Below are 19,437 nucleotides of genomic sequence, written 5' to 3'. Positions count from 1 at the left end.
TGAAGGGGCATGACACATCGTGCCCCTCCCAAGATCTAGATGGCAACAGTCATTTCTGCCGCGATCGCCAACTCCGTAAAATAAAGTTAGATTCTTTTTGGTGGCGCGATCGATGTATCTCACCTGGTTAGACAGCAACTCCTGGCTGATCGAAATGGGCAGTCAGCGGATCTTGCTTGATCCCTGGCTGGTCGGCACACTTTCTTTTGGCATCGATTGGCTGTTTAGCGGCAAGCGCAGCAGCGATCGCCCGATTCCGCCTGACATTGATTTGATCTTGCTCTCCCAGGGCTTACCGGATCACGCGCATCCGCCAACTTTGGAGCGACTGGATCGATCGATTCCTGTGATTGCCTCGCCCAGTGCAGCAAAAGTTGTTCGATCGCTTGGCTACTCCCAAGTGATCGCGCTCAAGCCTGGGCAATCTTGGACGCTGGAATCATTGAGCATCAAAGCATTTCTTGGCTCTCCGATCGGCCCCTTCACTACTGAAAACGCTTACCTGATCGACGACCAGCAGCACTCGCTGTATTACGAACCGCATGGCTATCACGATCGCACATTACCGAACTCGATCGATGTCGTGATTACGCCATTAATTGACTTGAATTTGCCGCTCGTCGGTTCAATTATTCAAGGAAATCGATCGGCGTTTGAACTGATTGAACGAGTTCAGCCGCAGGTAATTTTGCCGACTGCGGCAGGTGGAGAAATTGAATTTGCAGGACTAATTACGCCAGTTTTACAAGCAGTTGGTAGCGTAGACAATTTGCGATCGCAGCTAGTTCATCGCAGCATTTCAACACAGGTAATTGCACCCACTCCGGGCGATCGAATTGAGATTTCACTCACGTCACGTACAGCGAATACCAGCTCAAATCAGTAAGCATTGTTGTGGATAGCCTACCGCAAACGACAGCCGCTTTTGGATAGTGAGTTCAAACGCTTGTGCTGCATCGCGCCACGTTGAAATGCAATTCAGAGGGAGTTGGTGAATCATTCCAAACTGCGATCGCGCTGTTTTTTCAGCTTGTTTTGCAGTCGCCAAGTGTTTATTTTTATGAAGAATGCGTTGTATCAAGGCTGCAAATTCGAGTAATTGTAGGAGATCAAGTTTTAGTTGTTTCTGGGCAGCAAAGTGATTTCAACTTCCAACGATGCACAGCGATCGAGAGGCTTGCCGCTAAATTTTTAGCTTAGATTACCGAGATTTTACGCATCATTTGGAGACTTTTGAACACCAGCTTTATACACTATAAAATGATTGCCTGCCGCTTCCCTATTTTGATAGGAACGATCGCTGTCTTCACCTCAATTCACACGATAGAATCAGCGTGGGCACAAAGCACTAACTCCGCTCAACTGCCAGAACAGCGATTTCCAGACAATCAGCCACCTTCGCTGCAACCGCTGCCCACACCTCAACTGCCGCCCCAACTGCCGCCGCCAGACGAACTGCTTGCGCCACCACAACCCGCACCTGTGCCGTCGCTTCCCGGTGAAGTGCCAGCCACCATTCGGGTCGATCGATTTGACATCGTTGGCAGCACTGTTTTTACAGCCGCAGAACTTGCCAGTGCGACTGCGCCCTTCACTGAGCGCGAGATTACCTTTGCGGAATTGTTGCAGGCGCGGTCAGCCATTACGCAGCTTTATGTTGACGCAGGCTACATCACCTCAGGCGCTTATCTTCCCGTTCAATCGGTGCAGGATGGGATTGTCAGAATCGAGGTCGTTGAAGGGTCGTTAGAAGCAATTAATATTCGCGGAACTGAGCGACTGCGATCGAGCTATGTGCGCGATCGACTGGCAATTGCTGCTGAAACACCGCTCAACGTTAACCGTCTGCTCGAAGGATTGCAGCTTCTACAGCTTGACCCGCTCATCGAAAATATCTCTGCTGATTTGCAGGCTGGAGCACGTCCAGGAACGAGCTTACTGGTGGTGGACATTACTGAAGCGCCGACTTTTCGAGCTGACGTTTCTGCCAATAATAATCGATCGCCCAGCGTAGGCAGCTTTCGCCGCCAAGTTAATTTAACGCAAGCAAATTTACTGGGTTTTGGGGATGGATTGAGCTTGGGATATAGCAACACAGACGGCAGCAATACGATCGATGCAAGCTATACAATTCCACTCAATCCACGCAATGGAACGTTGCAGCTAGCGATCGGGTTTTCAGATAGCGAAGTGATTGAAGAACCATTTGATGCATTAGACATCAACGCAACTTCTCGCTACTACGAAATCACGTTTCGACAGCCACTTTCGCAGTCACCCACCGAAGAGTTTGCGTTAGGACTGACGGCTTCTCGGCAGGAAAGCCAAACCGAATTAGGATTCAATGATATTGGCCCGTTTGCACTATCGTCCGGAGCCGACGAACAAGGGCGAACTCGCATTTCTGCGCTGCGGTTTTTTCAAGAATGGACGCAAAGAAGCGATCGCCAGGTGCTAGCTGCTCGATCGCAATTTAGCCTCGGTTTAGATTTCCTCGATGCCACAATTAACGAGGACGAACCTGATAGCCGCTTCTTCGCTTGGCGTGGACAAGGGCAGTGGGTGCGACTGCTCGATCGCGATGCTCTACTGTTAGTTCGCGGTGATATTCAGCTTGCCGATAGCACGCTTGTACCGCTGGAGCAGTTTGGTTTGGGTGGGCAGCAAACGGTGCGTGGCTATCGACAAGATGCCCTTTTAACCGACAATGGAGCGCTGCTTTCGGCAGAAGTGCGATTGCCGATCGTGCGCGTTCCTGAGTGGCAGGGTTTACTACAGCTCTCTCCTTTTGTGGACGTGGGAACAACTTGGAACAACCAATCAGAACTCAATTCAAATACATTAGTTGGGGCAGGATTAGGTTTGATCTGGCAGCAGAGTGACAATTTTAGTGCTCGACTCGACTGGGGCATTCCACTGATTCCACTTGATAGTAGCGATCGAACATTGCAGGAGAATGGACTGTATTTCTCAATCATCTATCGCCCTTTTTAAGCAGCAGATTAAGCAGCTCGATCGCCAAGCAAGCGTAAGCTGAATTCAAGCAATGTCAGATTCAACGCGAAACTACTCAATAAACTGAAGAAATTGAATTTTAGGGTGAGTAAGTTGGGCATATTGCGCGGCTTTTGCCTCGATCGATTGCAGTTGCCCCAGTGCCAATCCGCACGGTCTGCCATATTTCGCTTGAACGCGATCGCTCGCAATCGTTAATGCCGTGCGCGATCGCGCCACAAAATCTTCGAGGTCATACTCACAATTGGGCGTGAAGTATTCTTTGACAACCAAAGAAGGAGAGTAGCAAATCTCCTGAGAACCGTCGCACCATTCAATTTTGAATCGAATTTCAGGCATGAGTTAAGGAGGTAAAGGACTGGTCAATTAACTGCTGATAATAATGCACATGTCGCTTTGCAGATGCTTCCCACGTATAGCGAGACAAAATCGATCGACTCTCCGCAACCAGGCTGTGCGATCGCTCCACTTGAACACTTTCCTGCATGGCCTGAGCGATCGCACTTTCCGAAGTTGGATCAACCAAAAGTGCCTGAGTTCTTGTTAAAAATTCGGTGAATGGTGCTTGATTTGCTGTGATTACAGGTAGGCCGGATGCGATCGCCTCCAAAACGACTAATCCCCAGCCTTCTTTCACGGATGGAAATACAAACGCATTCGCGCAGCGATAGAGCGTCGGCAATTCTGCGTCGGAAATAACACCCGGAAGGATGAGTGCTTGCTCAATCTCCAACTGCTCTGCTAAAGCGAAAAACTCGTCACGATAAGCTTGATAGTCAAACAGCGTTGCGCCGCCTGCGATGATCAGCTGAGCGTTGGGATAGTGCGATACCGTTCCCTCTGCGCTTCGCGATCGAACTTGGTGAAATGCTTGCAATAGACGAATGGAATTTTTGCGTGGTTCGATGCCGCCGACCGTCAAATAGATCGGCCAGCCTTGCAGATTCCAGCGTTCTTTCAAAGCGGATTCAGAGCCATTCGGCGCGGCAGAAAATCGATTCAGATTCACACCATTCAACACTCGCAGCGCTTGAATTTGATACTGCTGCTGAATTTCAATTTGCCAGCGATCGCTGACGCAAAAGCAAAGCTTGGCTGCGCGAATCGATCGATCTTGACACTGCCGTAAATACAAACTGTTGTAGTCTTCAATGTGATGAACGGTGCGGACGAAATGCGGAATTTTCTGTTGCTGCACAAGAATTGCTAAAGCATTTGCGCTGATGCAGTCTTGAGCGTGGTAGCAATCATAATTCAGATTTGATTGACTTAGATGTGCAACAAACTCATGAATTCGCTGCTGAATTAACGAATCGATTTCAGCAGGAGCCGATCGCGCTAACACCAATTCCACTTCATAAGATAGCGGATAGTCAAATCCCTGCCCATCTTTATCGAGTGCATACACACAAACTTGATGCCCTAACTGATGCAGCGCTTCGGCAAGCTCTAGCGTGTGCAGAACGCTTCCTCTTGGTTTGGTTGAGTAGGTCAGAAGGGCGATACGCATAGCGATTAACGAGATGAAAATCCAGTGAGTGGCTGTTGACGGAAATCCCAAAAAACCGTTGATTCTAAAGGCGATACCGTTCCGGGAGCGCTTCGCGATCGCAACACTAATTGCGGCTCAGTTTGCACCGTTCCAACCACTTCACACACTAAATTTTGCTGATGAAAATTTGCTCGAACGGCGGCAATGTTTTCCGGTTGAACGCTTAAAAGAAATCCGTAGCTGGGAAAGGTGATCAGCCAGCGATCGATCGACAGTTCCGGCGGACAGGGAATTCGATCTAGGTCGAGAATTGCTCCACAGCCCGACGTTTCTAACAGCATCAGCAGCGTTCCCAAAATGCCGCCCATGCTGATATCTTTGCCCGCCGCGCACAGTCCACCTTCGGCTAGATACGGCAAAATCGCTAAATTTTCGCGTAGCTGAATGGGATCGGCATCCGTCGCGGCATTCCAAAAGGGATAGTTCGGATGCGGTTTGCCGCGAAAGTCAGTGGCAACGAGTAGCGCGTCTCCGGGCTGTGCATCAAAGCTGGTGATTAGCTGCGTTGCTCGTCCCAAAATCGCGACGGCGAGGGCGCTGTAAGGACTGTGACAATTCGTGTGTCCGCCGACGATCGGCACGCTGTAAGCTTGCGCGGCGGCGTTCATGCCTGCCCAAACGCGATCGATCTCGTCAGTCGATCGACTCCACAGCGCATCGACGACGGCGATCGCCCGTCCACCCATCGCCGCAATGTCGCTGAGGTTGACCATGACAGCACACCAGCCTGCAAACCAAGGATCGCTTTCGACCAGTTGCGGCAGCATTCCTTCTGCGGCCAGCAGCAAATAGCCGCCGCGATCGGGAATCGCCGCGCAGTCGTCGCCCACGCGCACATTTGCCGCCCACGATCCGCCCAAAGCAGCAGCAGCCGTTTGGATCTCTTGCTTTTGCAGAATGCTCAAGGATTGGCGAAGTTGGACGGCAAGGGACGACAGCATCAAGACACCTCTTGAATCGATCGCGGGCGCAGTTCCGTTCCGGCGGGGTAGAAGTTGAGGTCGGCCTGCATGAGGTGGTGGGGACGATCGCACAGGGTAATTTCTTCTAGCGATCGCCAATGCAATCTTTGGAAAAAGCGGACGTTGGGCAGTTGCACCGTTGCCAAAAACTGAGTGCAGCCCCAAGTATTTGCGGTCGTCACGGCTTTGTCGATCAAGCCTTTGCCGATTTTCCAGCCTTTGCGATAGTCCCGATGAGTTCCCAGCCTGCCGCCGTACCAGATTCCCGGTTTGATTTCGTAGATTCGCACGACGCCGACGACTTGATTGGAAGGGGCGATCGCCACGATCGGATAGGCGATGCGATCGATTTCGTCACAATCATCGCCTTGAAAAAGCTGCTGTTCCTCGGCAAAAATAGCGCGACGTAAAGCGAAATAAGCGGTGATTTCCTGGGGCTGCGTGGCAAGCTTGAACTGATAGGACATCGGAGATCTATTCAAATTGAGAAATTGCGGAACAGGCTCCACATTTGGCGCAGCCTGCTTTAATGTCGGCGGAAGATAGTCCGGCCTGCTTTAATTTGGCTCCAATTTGTTGATAGAGCGGATACATCAATTCGCTGCTGGGTGAAGGATGATTGGCTAAAGGCGTTCCGGTAATCGGCACAAAGGGAACAACAAACGGATAAACGCCAATCTGGATGAGGCGATCGCACATCGCCAAAATGGTTTCGGATCGATCGCCCAATCCGGCCAGCAAATAGGTACTCACCTGTCCGCGTCCAAACACACGCACCGCAGCGGCAAACGCCTCGAAGTAATAGTCGAGCGGAACGCTGGCTTTTCCTGGCATGATGCGCGATCGCACGATGGGATCGGCGGCTTCGAGGTGCATTCCCAAACTGTCCACTCCCGCCGCATAGAGGCGATCGAACCAGGCAAAATCGTCGGGCGGTTCGCACTGTGCCTGAATCGGCAGATCGACGCTGGCCTTGACTGCTTTGGCGCACTCGGTCAGGTAGGCGGCTCCGCGATCGCTCGTATTCGGCGTTCCCGTTGTCATCACCAAATGCTTGACGCCATCGAGCCGGACGGCGGCGGCAGCAACTTCGGCAAGCTGGGCGGGCGTTTTGCGGGCGATCGTGCGGCCAGCTTCGAGCGACTGACCGATCGCGCAGAACTGACAGGCGGTTGCCGCATCGCTGTAGCGCATACAGGTTTGCAGAACGGTCGTTGCCAACACATTGCGACTGTGCAGCAGGGCAATTTTCCAGTAAGGGATGCCGTCGGCAGTGGTGAGACTGTAGAAGCGAGGCGCATGGGGAAACTCGATCGAGCCAATCGGGGCTTCATCTTGTTTCAACACGATCGCGTCTGCATCAATCTCGATGGAATAGGGCGATCGAGCGGCGGAGCTGTTGTAGATCGGAACCATGACGGTTGTGCCGTCGATCGTGACGGCCTTGTGATCGGATGGTCCCGCGCCGCCTTTGCGTCCGGCTGCTCCAGTTTCTTGGTCTAGCTTCAATCCGTGCGTTTGCAGTTCGACAATGAGTTGCTGTTTGTTCATCTAATTTGTTTTGCGCTCCCACCGAAACTTGCGATCGACTTCTGAAATGGAAACATCGTTGATGCTGGCTTCTCTGCGGCGCATCAAGCCCGTTTCGGCAAACTCCCACTGTTCATTTCCGTGCGATCGATACCAGTTGCCCGATTCGTCATGCCACTCATATTCAAAGCGAACCGAAATCCGGTTGTCGGTAAAGCTCCAAAGCTCTTTCTTCAGGCGATAGTCTAGCTCTTTCGCCCACTTGCGTTCCAAAAAAGCAGCGATCGCCTCGCGTCCGCTAAAAAACTCCGATCGGTTGCGCCACTGCGAATCTTCGGTGTAAGCCAAGGCGACTTTTTGCGGATTGCGCGTATTCCAAGCATCCTCGGCGGCTTGGACTTTGGCGATCGCAGTTTCCAGCGTAAAAGGTGGCAACGGTGGTTTGATTTTCATCAGTGATTGCTCTTATTTTGAGAATCGGTTTGAGCAGTCGCGGATGCTTTGCGATCGCCCCCTAAATCCCCCACAAGTAAGGGACTTCCGAGCCAACGATCTCGCTTCCCTTCAAAGTCCCCCATTCATGGGGGATTTATGGGGCTGTTCGAGCGATTCACGCTGCTCCAAAGGCTCTGATCGATCGCCCCCTCCTTCTGACATCACGCTTTGCGCCTGCCAGTTCACCTGCAATTGCAGCAAATCCGGGCGCGAGTAGTGGCCGACGCTATCCATCATTCGTTTGCGCTTGGTGATCAACGAGAAATCGAGGTTGGCGATCGCCATGCCTTCTCCCTCTGTAATCGGCGGACACAGGTGATTGCCTTCTGGACTGACGATCGCCGTATTGCAGCCGCCACTGAGGACTTTCTGCAATTTCTCATCGGGCGTGATTTGTTCAACCTGATCGGGCGAGAGCCATCCGGTCGCGTTGACGACAAAGCAGCCGGATTCGAGTGCGTGATGGCGAATCGTCACTTCGATCTGGTCGGTGAAAATCTGCCCGACTAAGGAACCGGGAAACTGAGCGCAGTGGATTTGTTCGTGCTGTGCCATCAGCGCAAAGCGAGCCAGCGGATTGTAATGCTCCCAGCAGGCGAGCGATCCCAAAGTGCCGATCGCCGTTTCAACCACGCGCAGCCCCGACCCGTCGCCCTGTCCCCACACCATCCGCTCGTGATAGGTCGGCGTAATTTTGCGGCGCTTTTGCAGCAACGTTCCATCGGCATCGAAGACAAGCTGCGTGTTGTAGAGCGAACCGCGATCGCGCTCATTCACGCCCAAGACAACGACCATGCCATACGATCGGGCGGCACGACTGACGGCATCCGTCACCACTCCGGGCACAGTCACGGCTTCTTCGTACAGCCGCATGTGTTCCTTTCCCATCAGTACAGGCGGCTGCACAAACGAAAAGTAGGGATAGTAAGGAATGAAGGTTTCGGGAAAAACAATCAGTTGCACGTTGTCTTGAGCAGCTTGGGCGATCGCCTGCAACACCTTTTCGGTCGTGCCGTCTCGACTAAACAAAACCGGACTCAGTTGAACTGCTGCTGCTCGAACGATGCGTGAATCATTCATGCCGATTTATTACTTACAGCCTACAGCGTCCAAGTATCGAGAATAAACGCGCCATCTTTGCGGTGCATCAGCACCAAATCCAGCACGTCAAGCGGATTAATCGGGCGAATTCCCGGAATCAGCGAGGGTTCACCATGTCCATAAAGCGCCTGCAACGCGAACCGACAAGCGTATACATTGCCGCCTTCAGACATGAATTTGCTGATTTGATCGTTGAAGTTTTGATGCCCCGGAAATGCTGCATCACCTAACTTTGGAAAGCCGCGCTGTACGCCGAGTGTTACCCCTGGTCCATACAGCAAAATTGAAGTTTCAAAACCTTTACGAAGGAGGCGCGTGGCCTGCAACAAATTCACAAATCCGATCGATCCTTCAAAGGCAACGGTATGAAACGTTACCAGTGCTTTTTCACCCGGTTCCGCCTTCACATCGGGGAAAACTTTTTCTTCGTAATCCACCAAAAAATCGCCAGTTTGATGTGCGGGAGCAGTAACTTCAGGCATTGCCTTCTCCTAGATGAGTTTGCTGTCAGATTAAGCGTCAAAGAGTGCCATCTTTTGTATCTAGCACTACGAATGTTTGAGATCTAGCAGTAAGGATAGCAGACGAAGAGGCAATCGCCTAGAAATAGAAGAAAGGCGATCGATCGCTATCGAAATCAACAGGTCACGAGCTATGAACCGAGCAAAAATTCGTTCACAACGCTCCAGGCATTTGCGCTTGAGACTTTTGTTCTTGCCACAATGTAATCTGCCAAATAGTTCGCATCGTTAGCAATGCCTGAAAAGCGACCTGACCCCCAGGTGTGCAGCCAAGGAAGTCCCAAGAAATAAAGTCCTGCAACCGGAGTGACGCCGCGATCGTGCCCCGGATAGCCTTTGCCATTAAAAACCGGAATCTCGATCCAGCTAAAATCACTTTTGTAGCCCGTACACCAAATCACAGTGCTAATGTTTACCAGTTCGCATTCGGTTTTTGCTGTTTCAGGTTGCCAAACGGGATGATAAGGAGCTTCTGTCGGGGCAGAGATATTGTTCTTTTCAATGAAGGTGTCGATCGTGCGCTTGATGCTTTCCGCGACCGCATCGGCTTGATCTAAATTCTGCCGCAAATCATCTACAAATTCGAGCTTGCTGTTACGAATGGTCTTCAATCGTCCATACAGTTGCATTCCTTCAAGCGCAAACTGCCGCAGATCAATTTCTCGTCCGCCATCGCGTCCCGTCAAGTAATGATTTGCTTTGGCGCGGACTTTTTCTTTTTGGGGATGTTCCTCGATCGACAAGTCATAATAGCCCATTTGATCGAGCCAATCGACCACATCTTTGCCTCGGTATCGACGGGGCGATCGCGGCGCACTTCCCACCGACAAATGCACTTTTCGACCTGCTAAATGCAGATCTTCGGCAATCTGACAGCCCGATTGCCCAGTTCCGACAACCAATATTTCTCCGTCTGGAAGGGATTGCGAATTTTTATATTCGGAAGAGTGAATTTGGGCGATCGATTCTGGCAGTCGCTCTGCAATTCTCGGCACTTTGGGAAGATGATATCCGCCGACTGCAATCACGACTTGATCAGCAGTATAAGTGCCGATCGAAGTGGTTAGTTCAAATCGCTCTGATTCAGTTTTGCGAACGCTTGAAACTTCAACGCCTTCCTTCAGCGGTGGATCAAATGCTGTTGCATAGCTTCTGACATAATTCACGATTTCATCTTTTTGCATGAATCCGTGCGGATCGCTGCCTGCATAAGGATATCCAGGTAGTCTGCATTGCCAGTTGGGTGTTACAAGACAGAATGCATCCCATCGCTTGAAGCGCCACGCATAGCCAACTTCATGCTTCTCGAAAATAATGTGATTGATGCCGCGTTCTTTCAGGCAATAGCTCATCGAAAGCCCTGCTTGTCCGCCACCCACGATCGCCACGCTGTAGTGATTCATCATGCCCCTTTTGTAGTCTTGTCGTCAGCCTATGAACAACGTCAACAAATCGTTGTGCTGATCATTACAGAAATTTGAAGTCTAACGATAAGTTGAGGTGCAGTATTTTCGGTGAGCAAAACTAGCACCTTGATAAAAATTTGCTTCAATTCACCTGCTAAAATCAACAGTCTGCCCCTCAAAAACATCAATGAATCCAGCCGTTGACGATCGCGAGATGAATCGCTTGATATCGAGTCCGCGCCTTGAGTTTTGACAGGACATTATTCATGTGAAATTTCACGGTGCTTTCGCTGATGATCAGGCGATCGGCAATTTCGCGATCGCGGCATCCCTGCATCAACAGCGTCAAAATTGCTTGCTCTCGATCGGAAAGTTGCGCTTCTGTGGTGCGATCGATTCCCCAAAACTCATCTTGGTAGACGGCTTCGACTGCCTGCCGTAGCTGATGGGAACTGACGGATAAATCCACCTTCGCCTGAATACCTTGTGGCACTTGAGCATCCTGCTGTACCCAAATGACTCGTTGTGCAGCAGAAATTTGCAGCAGATCGTCTGTAAGCAGTGGAATGGCCGGATCCCTGCGGCTGCAAACGGTTAAACCTGCTGAAATCGCCAACTGGGTAAATGCCGATTGCAACAGCGATCGACGGCAGGCAATTCTCAGTGCTGCGCCCGCAGGTGGCGGCTCGATCGGAATGCTGAGAACGACCTGAAGCGCTCGTGACAAACTGGAGCGAGATCGCCCCGTTGCATCCGTCTGCGTCTGCAACACGCCGCCTGCACCCGCCACGACCGAAGCCAGCCGATCCAAGGAAGGCTCGACCTCAGCAGCAGCAGGCACGATCGCTTCAAGGGCAACCGTATCGGTGTATGTGAGCCGACAGTAGGTGCAGCCCGTCTCCCGCAGAATTTCAGCCGCTTGCAAAAACAAATACGTGACGGATAGCGGCAGCGGTTGCTCTGTGCCTACCAGCGCAAATCGCGTTGAACTCAGAATGCTTGCCATTTGATCTGACAGCGACAACTGCGCGATCGAACGGGTTGCGATCGCGCGTTGCTTTTCTTTTTGATAGCGAACCGCCGCTTCAATCGCGATTGTGACCAGCGTACAAAGCGTTTGCAGCACTTCTAGAAATTCTGGCTCAAGCGGCTGATGGCTAAAGATTGCTAAAACGCCAATCACGTTTTCTTGAATGGCGAGAGGATAGCCTGCAAACCCGCGAATCTGATGCGCGATCGCCCATTCTCGATTGCCGACCCAAGGTTCAGCCGCCAGATTATTGCTTAAGAACGAAACGCGATTTTGAGCAATTTTACCCACTTTATAAGCGCCCATCGGCACTCGCCCAAATGTGCCATCGGTGCGGGTATAAAGTCCTGACGATGCTATCAGCTTTAAGCTCAATCGATCGGGTTCAATCAGCCATAGCCGCGCAAACGCGCAGTCAAACTTTTCGACCAGCCCGTCTGTGACTCGATGTGCGATCGCTTCTGGATCAACGCATCCCGCTAGGCTTTGGGCAATCTCGTTCCCTTGCAGCAAGTCAAACAAGATGCGAGAGGGATTGAGCAGTTCGGTGAGCACCTCAGACATGAAGATATGAATCAAATCTCTTTCTAGATTGAGACCTAAACTTGCGGTTTACTTTGTATCAGCCACTACTTTGATCGAGAAGCGTGCTGTTGCTCCTGATGCAGCGATCGAATTCGCGTTGTACTTTATTCTCCGCCAAGCTGGAAAAGGGCAACTGTCCAATTGTCTAACAGGTTTTCAAGCAGTTAAGCATTCTTGTTCCACTTGCCAAAGATTGGCCTCCAGCCTCCAAATCACCTGTTGACCGCTTGAAGTGACCTGTAGATACTGCAATGCAGGTTCAATCAGCGGGTAAACGATGCTGTGATAGAAGTGGGGGTAGCCTGCCCGCAAATCATCAGGATTCGTGTAGCCCAAGCACCGAGTCATTCCTGTTTCGGTGAACTCATAGAACAACGCAGGCAATTTTTGCAGATAGCGCGGGTCGCTGAGCTGCCCAATCAAATCTGCTGCCCGCGCTAGACAGGAGTACTCGCTGGTGGCGCGATCGTCTGCATCCGGCGGCACAGGAAACCGAGTCAGTTCGATGTGCCGCTCGATTGCCGCGATCGCCTCGTCATCGAGCAGGCCATATTGAGTCAGCCGCTCTCGGACAAACTGCTTGCTGCGATCGACATGATAGGGAGTCAGGCTGGCGTCCGTTGTGCCGATCGGCAGTGCGATCGTTTCGGCAGCGATGCCCGTCGCAAATTCTCTGGTCGCCGCTCGGTCTTGCTGGCAAATGCCCTTGGCATAGCCAACGTCGTGACAAAGCAGCGCCAGAATCAGATGCAGCCAGTCTTGGTGGGACGTTCCTTCTTGAAGCTGTTTGCCTCGCAAAATTTCCTGCCCGACCAGACTCACCAAAATCGTGTGTTCCACATTGTGGTAGGGCGCATCGCTTTGAGCGATCGCACCGAGTGTCAGATGCGCGACTTCGCCAATCAGGGCGGCAAATTGTGCCGATCGATCGCCATAGGTGCGGCAATAGGCAGCCTTTAACTGCTTTATACAGTTGTCGATGAGTGTTTCTGTTAGGTTCAACATTTTGTTTCCTCCGCGATCGGATAGTGATTCAATTTGCACAATCAACGAAAACGATGTTGATGCATCATAATTTTGTGCTGCTTTGACAGCGCGATTTAGAGCAGCGAACTACAAGTTAGAAAGTCGGTTCAGTGAACTGAGAACGCTTAACCCTAGAGTTGCTAAAACCACTTAAAATTGCAACCTCAAAAACCTCATTTTTTCTAAAAATAAACTTGTGATTTTGATCAACATTCTTGCTGACTCAAGTTACCTGCTTGCGATCGAATCTCTTATTTTGATTGCTTCACCGAAAACCCTGGTGAGATTCGATCGCAGAACCTCATAAAACCTCATAAAATACCCAGGCTCAACACTGCAATTGCTTGTATAAAATCAGGCACTTCTCTTTTCGGTGAGCGAAGAACCTCCTCAAGTGGATAGGCGAGTCAGAAGCAGTTTGTGGCGAGAATCATCGATCGATTGTGATCTTGATCAAAAAGATGGAAGTGGTATAAATTACAATCAAACGAGGGTGCGCTGTCTGCAAATTTGGACTTGCAAAAATTCAGATTGCGCTGAATTTTCTTCAAGCTCGATCGACTGTAGGAGACTGATAAAGCTCCGTTTACCCTGAAATGACATGGATATTGATGAAGCTTTGGCGTTTGCCGATCGACTGATTCTGGAGCGCACTGGCAAACCCCTCAGCGATTTAGAAAGAAAAATTTTTGTAGGCTCCTGGGAGGGACAATCCTACAGGACAATTTATCCTGCCAATCCTCACTATGTTGAAAAACAAGTGGGCTATAAGCTGTGGCAGAAGCTATCGACTGCGCTCGGCGAGAAGGTAAAGAAAAAACAGTTTCGAGGCGCTTTGGAGCGGCAGTTGCGATCGCTGAGCGATCGCGCTGACCTACCGATGCAAAGCGTGTTTATTGGCTATCGCAATCAAGCACCCGATCGAACCTTAGCCGAGCAAATTCATCAGGCGATCGCTGCTGCTCGCCATCACGCCGTCCTGGTTGATGTGGATACAAGTCCAACTGCAAGCGGCTGGCTGAACCGTTTGGAAGAACAGCTTGCCCAGTGCAGCCACTTCATTCTGCTGCTCTCGCCCGAAGCGGCAGTCAGCGAAATGCTGGTTGAAGCGCTGCGTCGAGCCACAGAACTGCACGATTCGCACCACACTGAACCGCTTGCCGTCGTGCCGATCTGGATCAACTGCGCTCTCGATCTGCCGATGAATTACGACCTGTGCAGCTACTTACCCGACGATCGATCGCACCAGTGGCGATCGCCGGACGACACGCCCCGCCTCGTTCAAGACCTGCTCAACCTGCTGAGCGGGCAGCAGATCGATCGTTCGTGCAGTCCGATTCCATCTCAACCGCCGATTCGCAATGCGGCCTATCCAGCGCCAGTTCCAACCGCCGACCCGGAAATTCCGCAGGGGCAAGTGCGGCTGCATTCGCAGTTTTATGTGGAACGAGTTCCCGATGAAGCGCAGTGCTATCGAGAAATTCGCCAGCCCGGAACCTTGATTCGCATCAAAGCGCCGCGACAAATGGGCAAAACGTCGCTGATGTCGCGCATTCTCTATCGAGCCAAAGAGCAAGGCTATCGCACCGTGTCCCTCAGCTTTCAACACGCAGATAAAGCCGTGTTTGCCAGCCTCGATCGCCTGTTGCAGTGGTTTTGTACGCGGATTACGCGCAAGCTGCATTTGCCGCATCACGTCGATCAGTACTGGTCAGATCTCTACGGCAGCAAAGACAACTGCAACGCTTATTTTGAAGACTGCTTGCTGCCCGAAATTGACGCGCCCCTCGTACTGGGACTCGATGAAGTCGATCGCGTCTTTGAGCATCCGAATGTGGCCGATGACTTTTTTGGTCTGCTCCGCGCTTGGTATGAAGAAGCCGGATACGGTGACGATCGCGGTCTGTGGGAAAAGCTGCGGATGGTCGTCGTTCATTCGACCGAAGTTTACATTCCGCTGGACGTGAATCAGTCGCCGTTCAACGTTGGTTTGCCGATCGAACTCACTGAATTTAGTCCGGCTCAAGTGCAAGATTTGGTGCAGCGACACCGGCTGAACTGGCGATCGCTCCAAATTGAACAACTGATGCAGATGGTGGGCGGACATCCTTATTTAGTGCGGCTGGCGCTCTATCACCTCGTTCAGCATCAGCTTTCGCTAGAGCAACTGCTGGCAACCGCTCCGACCGAAGCGGGAATCTATGGCGATCACTTGCGGGGGCATCTGTGGCGACTACAACAGCATCCAGCACTGGCTGCTGCCTTTGGCGAGGTGGCGATCGCGCCTGCACCCATCGAACTCGAATCGCTGCTTGCCTTCAAGCTGCACAGCATGGGTTTGGTGCAAATGCAAGGCAACCAAACCACCCCGCGATTTGAGCTATATCGACAATACTTTCGCGATCGATTAGCGAACAGCAACTAGTAAAAACATTGTCACTCTTCCTCATATTTCAAATGAACCATTCAAACTTCAACTCGATCTACAAAGTCGGTGGACATTTACCGCTCGATGCGCCAAGCTACGTGGTGCGTCAAGCAGATCACGACCTGTATGAAGGGTTGAAAGCCGGAGAGTTTTGCTATGTGCTGAATTCGCGACAGATGGGAAAGACTAGCCTGCGAGTACGAACGCTGCATCGCTTACAGGCAGATGGAATTGTTGGAGTGGCGATCGATCTCACCAAAATTGGCAGTCAGGGAATTACGTCCGACCAATGGTATGCCGGACTGATGCGGCACATGGTCACAAGGCTACATCTGCCTGTGAATTTGAAATCTTGGCTGCGCGATCGCGAATTTTTGTCGCCCATTCAGCGCTTAAGTGAGTTCATCGAGCAAATTTTGCTAGAAACAATTTCGCAAAAGATCGTCATTTTCATCGACGAAATTGACAGTATGTTGAGCCTCAGTTTTCGGACTGACGACTTTTTTGCGTTTATTCGAGCCTGTCATGAATATGAGCGATTAACCTTTGCACTGTTAGGAGTAGCTTCTCCTTCTGACCTAATTCAAGATAAGAATTGCGCTCCTTTCAACATTGGACGAGCGATCGAGCTACATGGCTTTCAGCTATCAGAAGCACAGCCTTTAGCAGCAGGTTTGGCCGCTAAAGTCGATCGGCCTGAAATCGTTTTACAAGCTGTGTTGGATTGGACAGGCGGACAACCGTTCCTGACTCAAAAAATTTGCAGCTTGATCCTGACCAGTGAGGGAATTCCAACTGGAAATGAAGCAACGTGGCTAGAGCAACTGGTGCGATCGCGTTTGATTGACAACTGGGAAGCAACAGACGAACCACCGCATCTAAAGACTATTCGCGATCGCCTGCTGCATCTGGGACAACGCAATCGCGGACTGCTCGATCTCTATCAGCAAATTTTGCAGCATGGCGCAGTCAAAGCACTCGATACTCCAGAGCAAATTGAACTTCGTCTCTCCGGTTTGGTCGTGAAGCGAGGCAATCAGCTTCAAGTTTCCAACCAAATTTATGCGACGGTATTTCATGCCAATTGGGTGCAGCGCATTCTTGCTGACCTGAAGGCGGATTTTATGCAGATTGTCAGCACCCAAGAGCAAAAGCTGCTGTCAATGCTCAGCGTCATGGAAGGTAAAGATTTTGCGGAAATTTTGCATCACATTTTAGGCTCAATTATGTCCAGGCTCGGCGAGCTACTAAGAGCCGATCGCACCACAATTTTCTTTGTGGATGAAGAGAAAAACGATATTTGGTCGATCATTGCTCACAACGGTGGCAGCAATCCGGACATTGAAATTATTGCCAATAAAGGCAAAGGGCGAGTCACAAACTTCACGAAGATGTTGGCGACTCCATTCTACTTTCGCGACGCAGATAGCGAAACGACTGTTAGAACCGATGACAATTCTAAGTATCACATCTACACCAATTTGGTGATGCCGCTGACTAGCAAGCAATACAGCTTAACCGCAGTGCTACAGCTTGTGAATAAGTTAAAGCGATCGAGCAATCCTAATGCACCGCTGGCAGAGCGAATTAGTCCTCAGGGATTCACATCTGCGGATGAAAAACAGCTTGAAGAATATGCTTCGGCAATTCTCCGAATTTTAGTGAGATGTCAGGACTGCTACAAGCTTACTCAGCGGCTGCAAGCTTCAGAAGCATTGACCGAAGCAACGCGATCGATCTCGCAAAGCAGTTTAGATTCTGAAGAAATTATCGATCGCGTCATGGAGGCTGCTAAAAAGCTGATGAACGCCGATCGAAGTACCTTGTGGCTGCTCGATCGCGAGGCCAATCAACTGTGGACAAAAGTAACCTTTGAAGATGGTTTAAAGCGCGATTTGTGGGTGCAGGTTGGACAGGGATTTGTAGGTCAAGTTGCTCAGTCTGGTGAACCGCTCAACATCCCGTTTGATCTCTACGATCACCCGGATTCTGAAACTGCCCAAAGCACCGATCGCAAAACAGGATATCGCACCTGTAGCCTACTTTGTATGCCGATTTGGAGTCCAGAAGGTGAGCTACTGGGCGTTACACAACTGGTCAACCGACGTAAACCCGGCGAACTCGATTACAATCCGGCTAATTGGCCTCAGGCTCCCGAATGTTTTAAGGCAAGTTTTGATGCCAATAGCCAGAAATATATGCAGGTTTTTAATGCTCAAGTTGGCGTCGCGCTGCACAATGCCAGACAGTTTATTGCCGTGAAACAGCAAGCTGAAAATCAAACTCAAAATGTTGTGTTTCAAACTTTGGCAATGCTCAATCAAGTAATGGATAATCAAGGGTTTGACGACATTCTTGACACAACACTGCGATCGATCACGCTCAAGATTAGTAAGTCACTCAGTGCCGATCGCACGACGATTTTTCTTCTCGATCAAGAGCGCAACGAATTCTGGTCAATTGTGGCTGAAGCCGATGGCAACGATCGATCGCTGGGCATTCAAATTCCAGCTAACAAAGGTATCGTTGGTGAGGTTGCTCGCCTGAAGAAAACCATCAATATTCCCTACGATTTTTACGATGATCCGCGCTCGATTATGGCAAGGAAACAAGACAAGCGCAACCGCTATCGCACCTATACGATGCTGGCGTTGCCGCTGCTGAATGAGCAGGGCAACTTGATTGCCGTTCTACAACTGCTCAACAAATTAAATAGAGACATCAGCCCCGATCTACCTTTGAAAGAACGAATCGATCGACGCGGATTCACGTCGGTAGATGAGCAGCAACTGATCGCAACAGCTCCGTTGATTCGCATGATTTTAGAAAGCTTCCGCTCGTATCACAAAACTGCAAGAGGTCAGCGAGTCGCTGCCGCTTTAATGGCAGCAACGCGATCGGTCAGTCAAAGCAGCTTGGAGCCGAAAGAAATTCTTCAACGAGTCATGGAAGTCGCAAAAGAATTAATGAATGCCGATCGCAGTACGCTGTGGCTGCTTGACCACAAAAATCATGAATTGTGGACAGAAATTATGGTTGAAGACGGCTCATTTCGCGAGTTTCGAGTACCCGTTGGACAAGGCTATGCAGGCAAGGTAGCAGAAACCGCAGAGCCTATCAATATTCCTTTTGATCTGTACGATCATCCAAGCTCAGAAATTGCGCGAAGAACCGATCGCCAGAGTGGATATCGCACCTGTAGTCTGCTTTGTTTACCCGTTCTCAATCCTGATGGCGAACTTATTGGTGTAACTCAGCTTGTGAACAAAAAGCGATCGGCAGACTCGTTTGCTGTGCTCAGCGGCGAAAGACAAGTACCAGAATGCTTTCAAACCAGTTTTGATGAAACCGATCAGAAATATATGCAGATCTTCAATAACCAAGTCGGAGTAATTCTGCAAAATGCAGAACTTTTAGCCGCAGTAAAGCATCAAGAGCAAACGCTCCGCGATAATCTCAATGCTCCTCTTGCTATTCCATCTTCTAGCCACTTAAATCCAACTTAAATTAGGGGATGAAAAAGTGGCGTCATCTTGCAAGGTTTGCCCCTGTGAATAGTTTCGGCGATCGCCTGTTGCTCATGAGTGCGCTATCTAGAGAAAATGCGATCGACCAAATCTCCGCAGCATCTCAGAGCGCTTGGAAACCCGCCCCTTCCAGACACAATTACTAAATCTATTGCACGAAGCAGGCCTGAGCACATCCGCTCACACGCCGCTCTTGCTAACGCATCTCTCCCTTTCATGCAAGTAGTTTATGATTTAGCGATCGAAGCAGCCTTAACCT

Annotated in this window: 16 protein-coding genes; 5 read left to right on the top strand and 11 right to left on the bottom strand. The window is 50.6% G+C overall.

The window, feature by feature from the left end:
• The first annotated feature begins 112 nt into the window (after positions 1-112).
• The 3 genes from H6F67_RS22440 to H6F67_RS22430 all read left to right on the top strand — a co-directional run bounded on the left by H6F67_RS22440 (position 113) and on the right by H6F67_RS22430 (position 2,994).
• Entirely contained in the window at positions 113-886 is a 774-nt protein-coding gene (locus tag H6F67_RS22440; protein ID WP_190768880.1) for an MBL fold metallo-hydrolase, read from the top strand.
• Positions 887-948: 62 nt separating this feature from the next.
• Complete coding sequence (locus tag H6F67_RS22435) at positions 949-1,200, top strand: hypothetical protein (protein ID WP_190768879.1); 252 nt, start codon at positions 949-951, stop codon at positions 1,198-1,200.
• 60 nt (positions 1,201-1,260) lie between these two features.
• Complete coding sequence (locus H6F67_RS22430; protein WP_190768878.1) at positions 1,261-2,994, top strand: ShlB/FhaC/HecB family hemolysin secretion/activation protein; 1,734 nt, start codon at positions 1,261-1,263, stop codon at positions 2,992-2,994.
• Positions 2,995-3,066: 72 nt separating this feature from the next.
• On the opposite strand, the gene H6F67_RS22425 is transcribed toward H6F67_RS22430, so the two are convergent.
• The 11 genes from H6F67_RS22425 to H6F67_RS22375 all read right to left on the bottom strand — a co-directional run bounded on the left by H6F67_RS22425 (position 3,067) and on the right by H6F67_RS22375 (position 13,202).
• Positions 3,067-3,354: an MSMEG_0570 family nitrogen starvation response protein gene (locus tag H6F67_RS22425; protein ID WP_190768877.1), complete on the bottom strand. Its 288-nt coding sequence runs from the start codon at positions 3,352-3,354 to the stop codon at positions 3,067-3,069.
• Complete coding sequence (locus H6F67_RS22420; protein ID WP_190768876.1) at positions 3,347-4,525, bottom strand: MSMEG_0565 family glycosyltransferase; 1,179 nt, start codon at positions 4,523-4,525, stop codon at positions 3,347-3,349. Before H6F67_RS22420 ends, H6F67_RS22425 begins: the two co-directional genes overlap by 8 nt.
• A 5-nt stretch (positions 4,526-4,530) precedes the next feature.
• Positions 4,531-5,508, bottom strand: coding sequence for a sll0787 family AIR synthase-like protein (locus H6F67_RS22415; RefSeq protein ID WP_190768875.1), 978 nt, complete (start codon positions 5,506-5,508; stop codon positions 4,531-4,533).
• Positions 5,508-5,996 carry an MSMEG_0567/Sll0786 family nitrogen starvation N-acetyltransferase gene (locus H6F67_RS22410; protein ID WP_190768874.1) on the bottom strand — a complete coding sequence of 163 codons (489 nt, stop codon included), beginning with the start codon at positions 5,994-5,996 and terminating at the stop codon, positions 5,508-5,510. The genes H6F67_RS22415 and H6F67_RS22410 overlap by 1 nt, the downstream gene beginning before the upstream one ends.
• Before the next feature lie 7 nt (positions 5,997-6,003).
• A complete protein-coding gene (locus H6F67_RS22405; protein ID WP_190768873.1) occupies positions 6,004-7,080 on the bottom strand; it encodes an MSMEG_0568 family radical SAM protein in 1,077 nt (358 codons plus the stop codon).
• On the bottom strand, positions 7,081-7,512 hold the full coding sequence (locus tag H6F67_RS22400; RefSeq protein WP_190768872.1) for a nuclear transport factor 2 family protein: 432 nt from the start codon (positions 7,510-7,512) through the stop codon (positions 7,081-7,083).
• Between the two features lie 111 nt (positions 7,513-7,623).
• The gene (locus H6F67_RS22395; RefSeq protein ID WP_190768871.1) at positions 7,624-8,634 is read right to left on the bottom strand and encodes a Nit6803 family nitrilase; all 1,011 of its coding nucleotides are present in this window, start codon (positions 8,632-8,634) and stop codon (positions 7,624-7,626) included.
• A gap of 20 nt (positions 8,635-8,654) precedes the next feature.
• Positions 8,655-9,137, bottom strand: a complete 483-nt coding sequence (locus H6F67_RS22390) for an MSMEG_0572/Sll0783 family nitrogen starvation response protein (protein ID WP_190768870.1) — start codon at positions 9,135-9,137, stop codon at positions 8,655-8,657.
• A gap of 170 nt (positions 9,138-9,307) precedes the next feature.
• Positions 9,308-10,582, bottom strand: coding sequence for an MSMEG_0569 family flavin-dependent oxidoreductase (locus tag H6F67_RS22385; protein WP_190768869.1), 1,275 nt, complete (start codon positions 10,580-10,582; stop codon positions 9,308-9,310).
• A 184-nt stretch (positions 10,583-10,766) separates the two neighbouring features.
• A complete protein-coding gene (locus H6F67_RS22380) occupies positions 10,767-12,176 on the bottom strand; it encodes a LuxR C-terminal-related transcriptional regulator (RefSeq protein ID WP_190768868.1) in 1,410 nt (469 codons plus the stop codon).
• 177 nt (positions 12,177-12,353) lie between these two features.
• Complete coding sequence (locus tag H6F67_RS22375) at positions 12,354-13,202, bottom strand: metal-dependent phosphohydrolase (RefSeq protein WP_190768867.1); 849 nt, start codon at positions 13,200-13,202, stop codon at positions 12,354-12,356.
• A 622-nt stretch (positions 13,203-13,824) separates the two neighbouring features.
• On the opposite strand from H6F67_RS22375, the gene H6F67_RS22370 reads away from it, so the two are divergent.
• Positions 13,825-15,648, top strand: a complete 1,824-nt coding sequence (locus H6F67_RS22370; protein WP_190768866.1) for an AAA-like domain-containing protein — start codon at positions 13,825-13,827, stop codon at positions 15,646-15,648.
• A 32-nt stretch (positions 15,649-15,680) separates the two neighbouring features.
• Entirely contained in the window at positions 15,681-19,157 is a 3,477-nt protein-coding gene (locus tag H6F67_RS22365; protein WP_190768865.1) for a GAF domain-containing protein, read from the top strand.
• Positions 19,158-19,437: the final 280 nt, after the last annotated feature.

Origin of the sequence: Microcoleus sp. FACHB-1515 (assembly GCF_014696105.1) — a bacterium.
Classification (GTDB): domain Bacteria; phylum Cyanobacteriota; class Cyanobacteriia; order Elainellales; family Elainellaceae; genus JAAUTJ01.
The sequence above is the reverse complement of the archived record's forward strand: the minus strand, read 5'-3'. Positions and strand labels throughout refer to the sequence as shown.

Bases quoted from the DNA above. Each gene is read 5' to 3' on its own strand.
- H6F67_RS22440 (WP_190768880.1), top strand. From the start codon at position 113: ATGTATCTCACCTGGTTAGACAGCAACTCCTGGCTGATCGAAATGGGC.
- H6F67_RS22430 (WP_190768878.1), top strand. From the start codon at position 1,261: ATGATTGCCTGCCGCTTCCCTATTTTGATAGGAACGATCGCTGTCTTC.
- H6F67_RS22425 (WP_190768877.1), bottom strand. From the start codon at position 3,354: ATGCCTGAAATTCGATTCAAAATTGAATGGTGCGACGGTTCTCAGGAG.
- H6F67_RS22420 (WP_190768876.1), bottom strand. From the start codon at position 4,525: ATGCGTATCGCCCTTCTGACCTACTCAACCAAACCAAGAGGAAGCGTT.
- H6F67_RS22415 (WP_190768875.1), bottom strand. From the start codon at position 5,508: ATGCTGTCGTCCCTTGCCGTCCAACTTCGCCAATCCTTGAGCATTCTG.
- H6F67_RS22410 (WP_190768874.1), bottom strand. From the start codon at position 5,996: ATGTCCTATCAGTTCAAGCTTGCCACGCAGCCCCAGGAAATCACCGCT.
- H6F67_RS22405 (WP_190768873.1), bottom strand. From the start codon at position 7,080: ATGAACAAACAGCAACTCATTGTCGAACTGCAAACGCACGGATTGAAG.
- H6F67_RS22400 (WP_190768872.1), bottom strand. From the start codon at position 7,512: ATGAAAATCAAACCACCGTTGCCACCTTTTACGCTGGAAACTGCGATC.
- H6F67_RS22395 (WP_190768871.1), bottom strand. From the start codon at position 8,634: ATGAATGATTCACGCATCGTTCGAGCAGCAGCAGTTCAACTGAGTCCG.
- H6F67_RS22390 (WP_190768870.1), bottom strand. From the start codon at position 9,137: ATGCCTGAAGTTACTGCTCCCGCACATCAAACTGGCGATTTTTTGGTG.
- H6F67_RS22385 (WP_190768869.1), bottom strand. From the start codon at position 10,582: ATGATGAATCACTACAGCGTGGCGATCGTGGGTGGCGGACAAGCAGGG.
- H6F67_RS22380 (WP_190768868.1), bottom strand. From the start codon at position 12,176: ATGTCTGAGGTGCTCACCGAACTGCTCAATCCCTCTCGCATCTTGTTT.
- H6F67_RS22375 (WP_190768867.1), bottom strand. From the start codon at position 13,202: ATGTTGAACCTAACAGAAACACTCATCGACAACTGTATAAAGCAGTTA.
- H6F67_RS22370 (WP_190768866.1), top strand. From the start codon at position 13,825: ATGGATATTGATGAAGCTTTGGCGTTTGCCGATCGACTGATTCTGGAG.
- H6F67_RS22365 (WP_190768865.1), top strand. From the start codon at position 15,681: ATGAACCATTCAAACTTCAACTCGATCTACAAAGTCGGTGGACATTTA.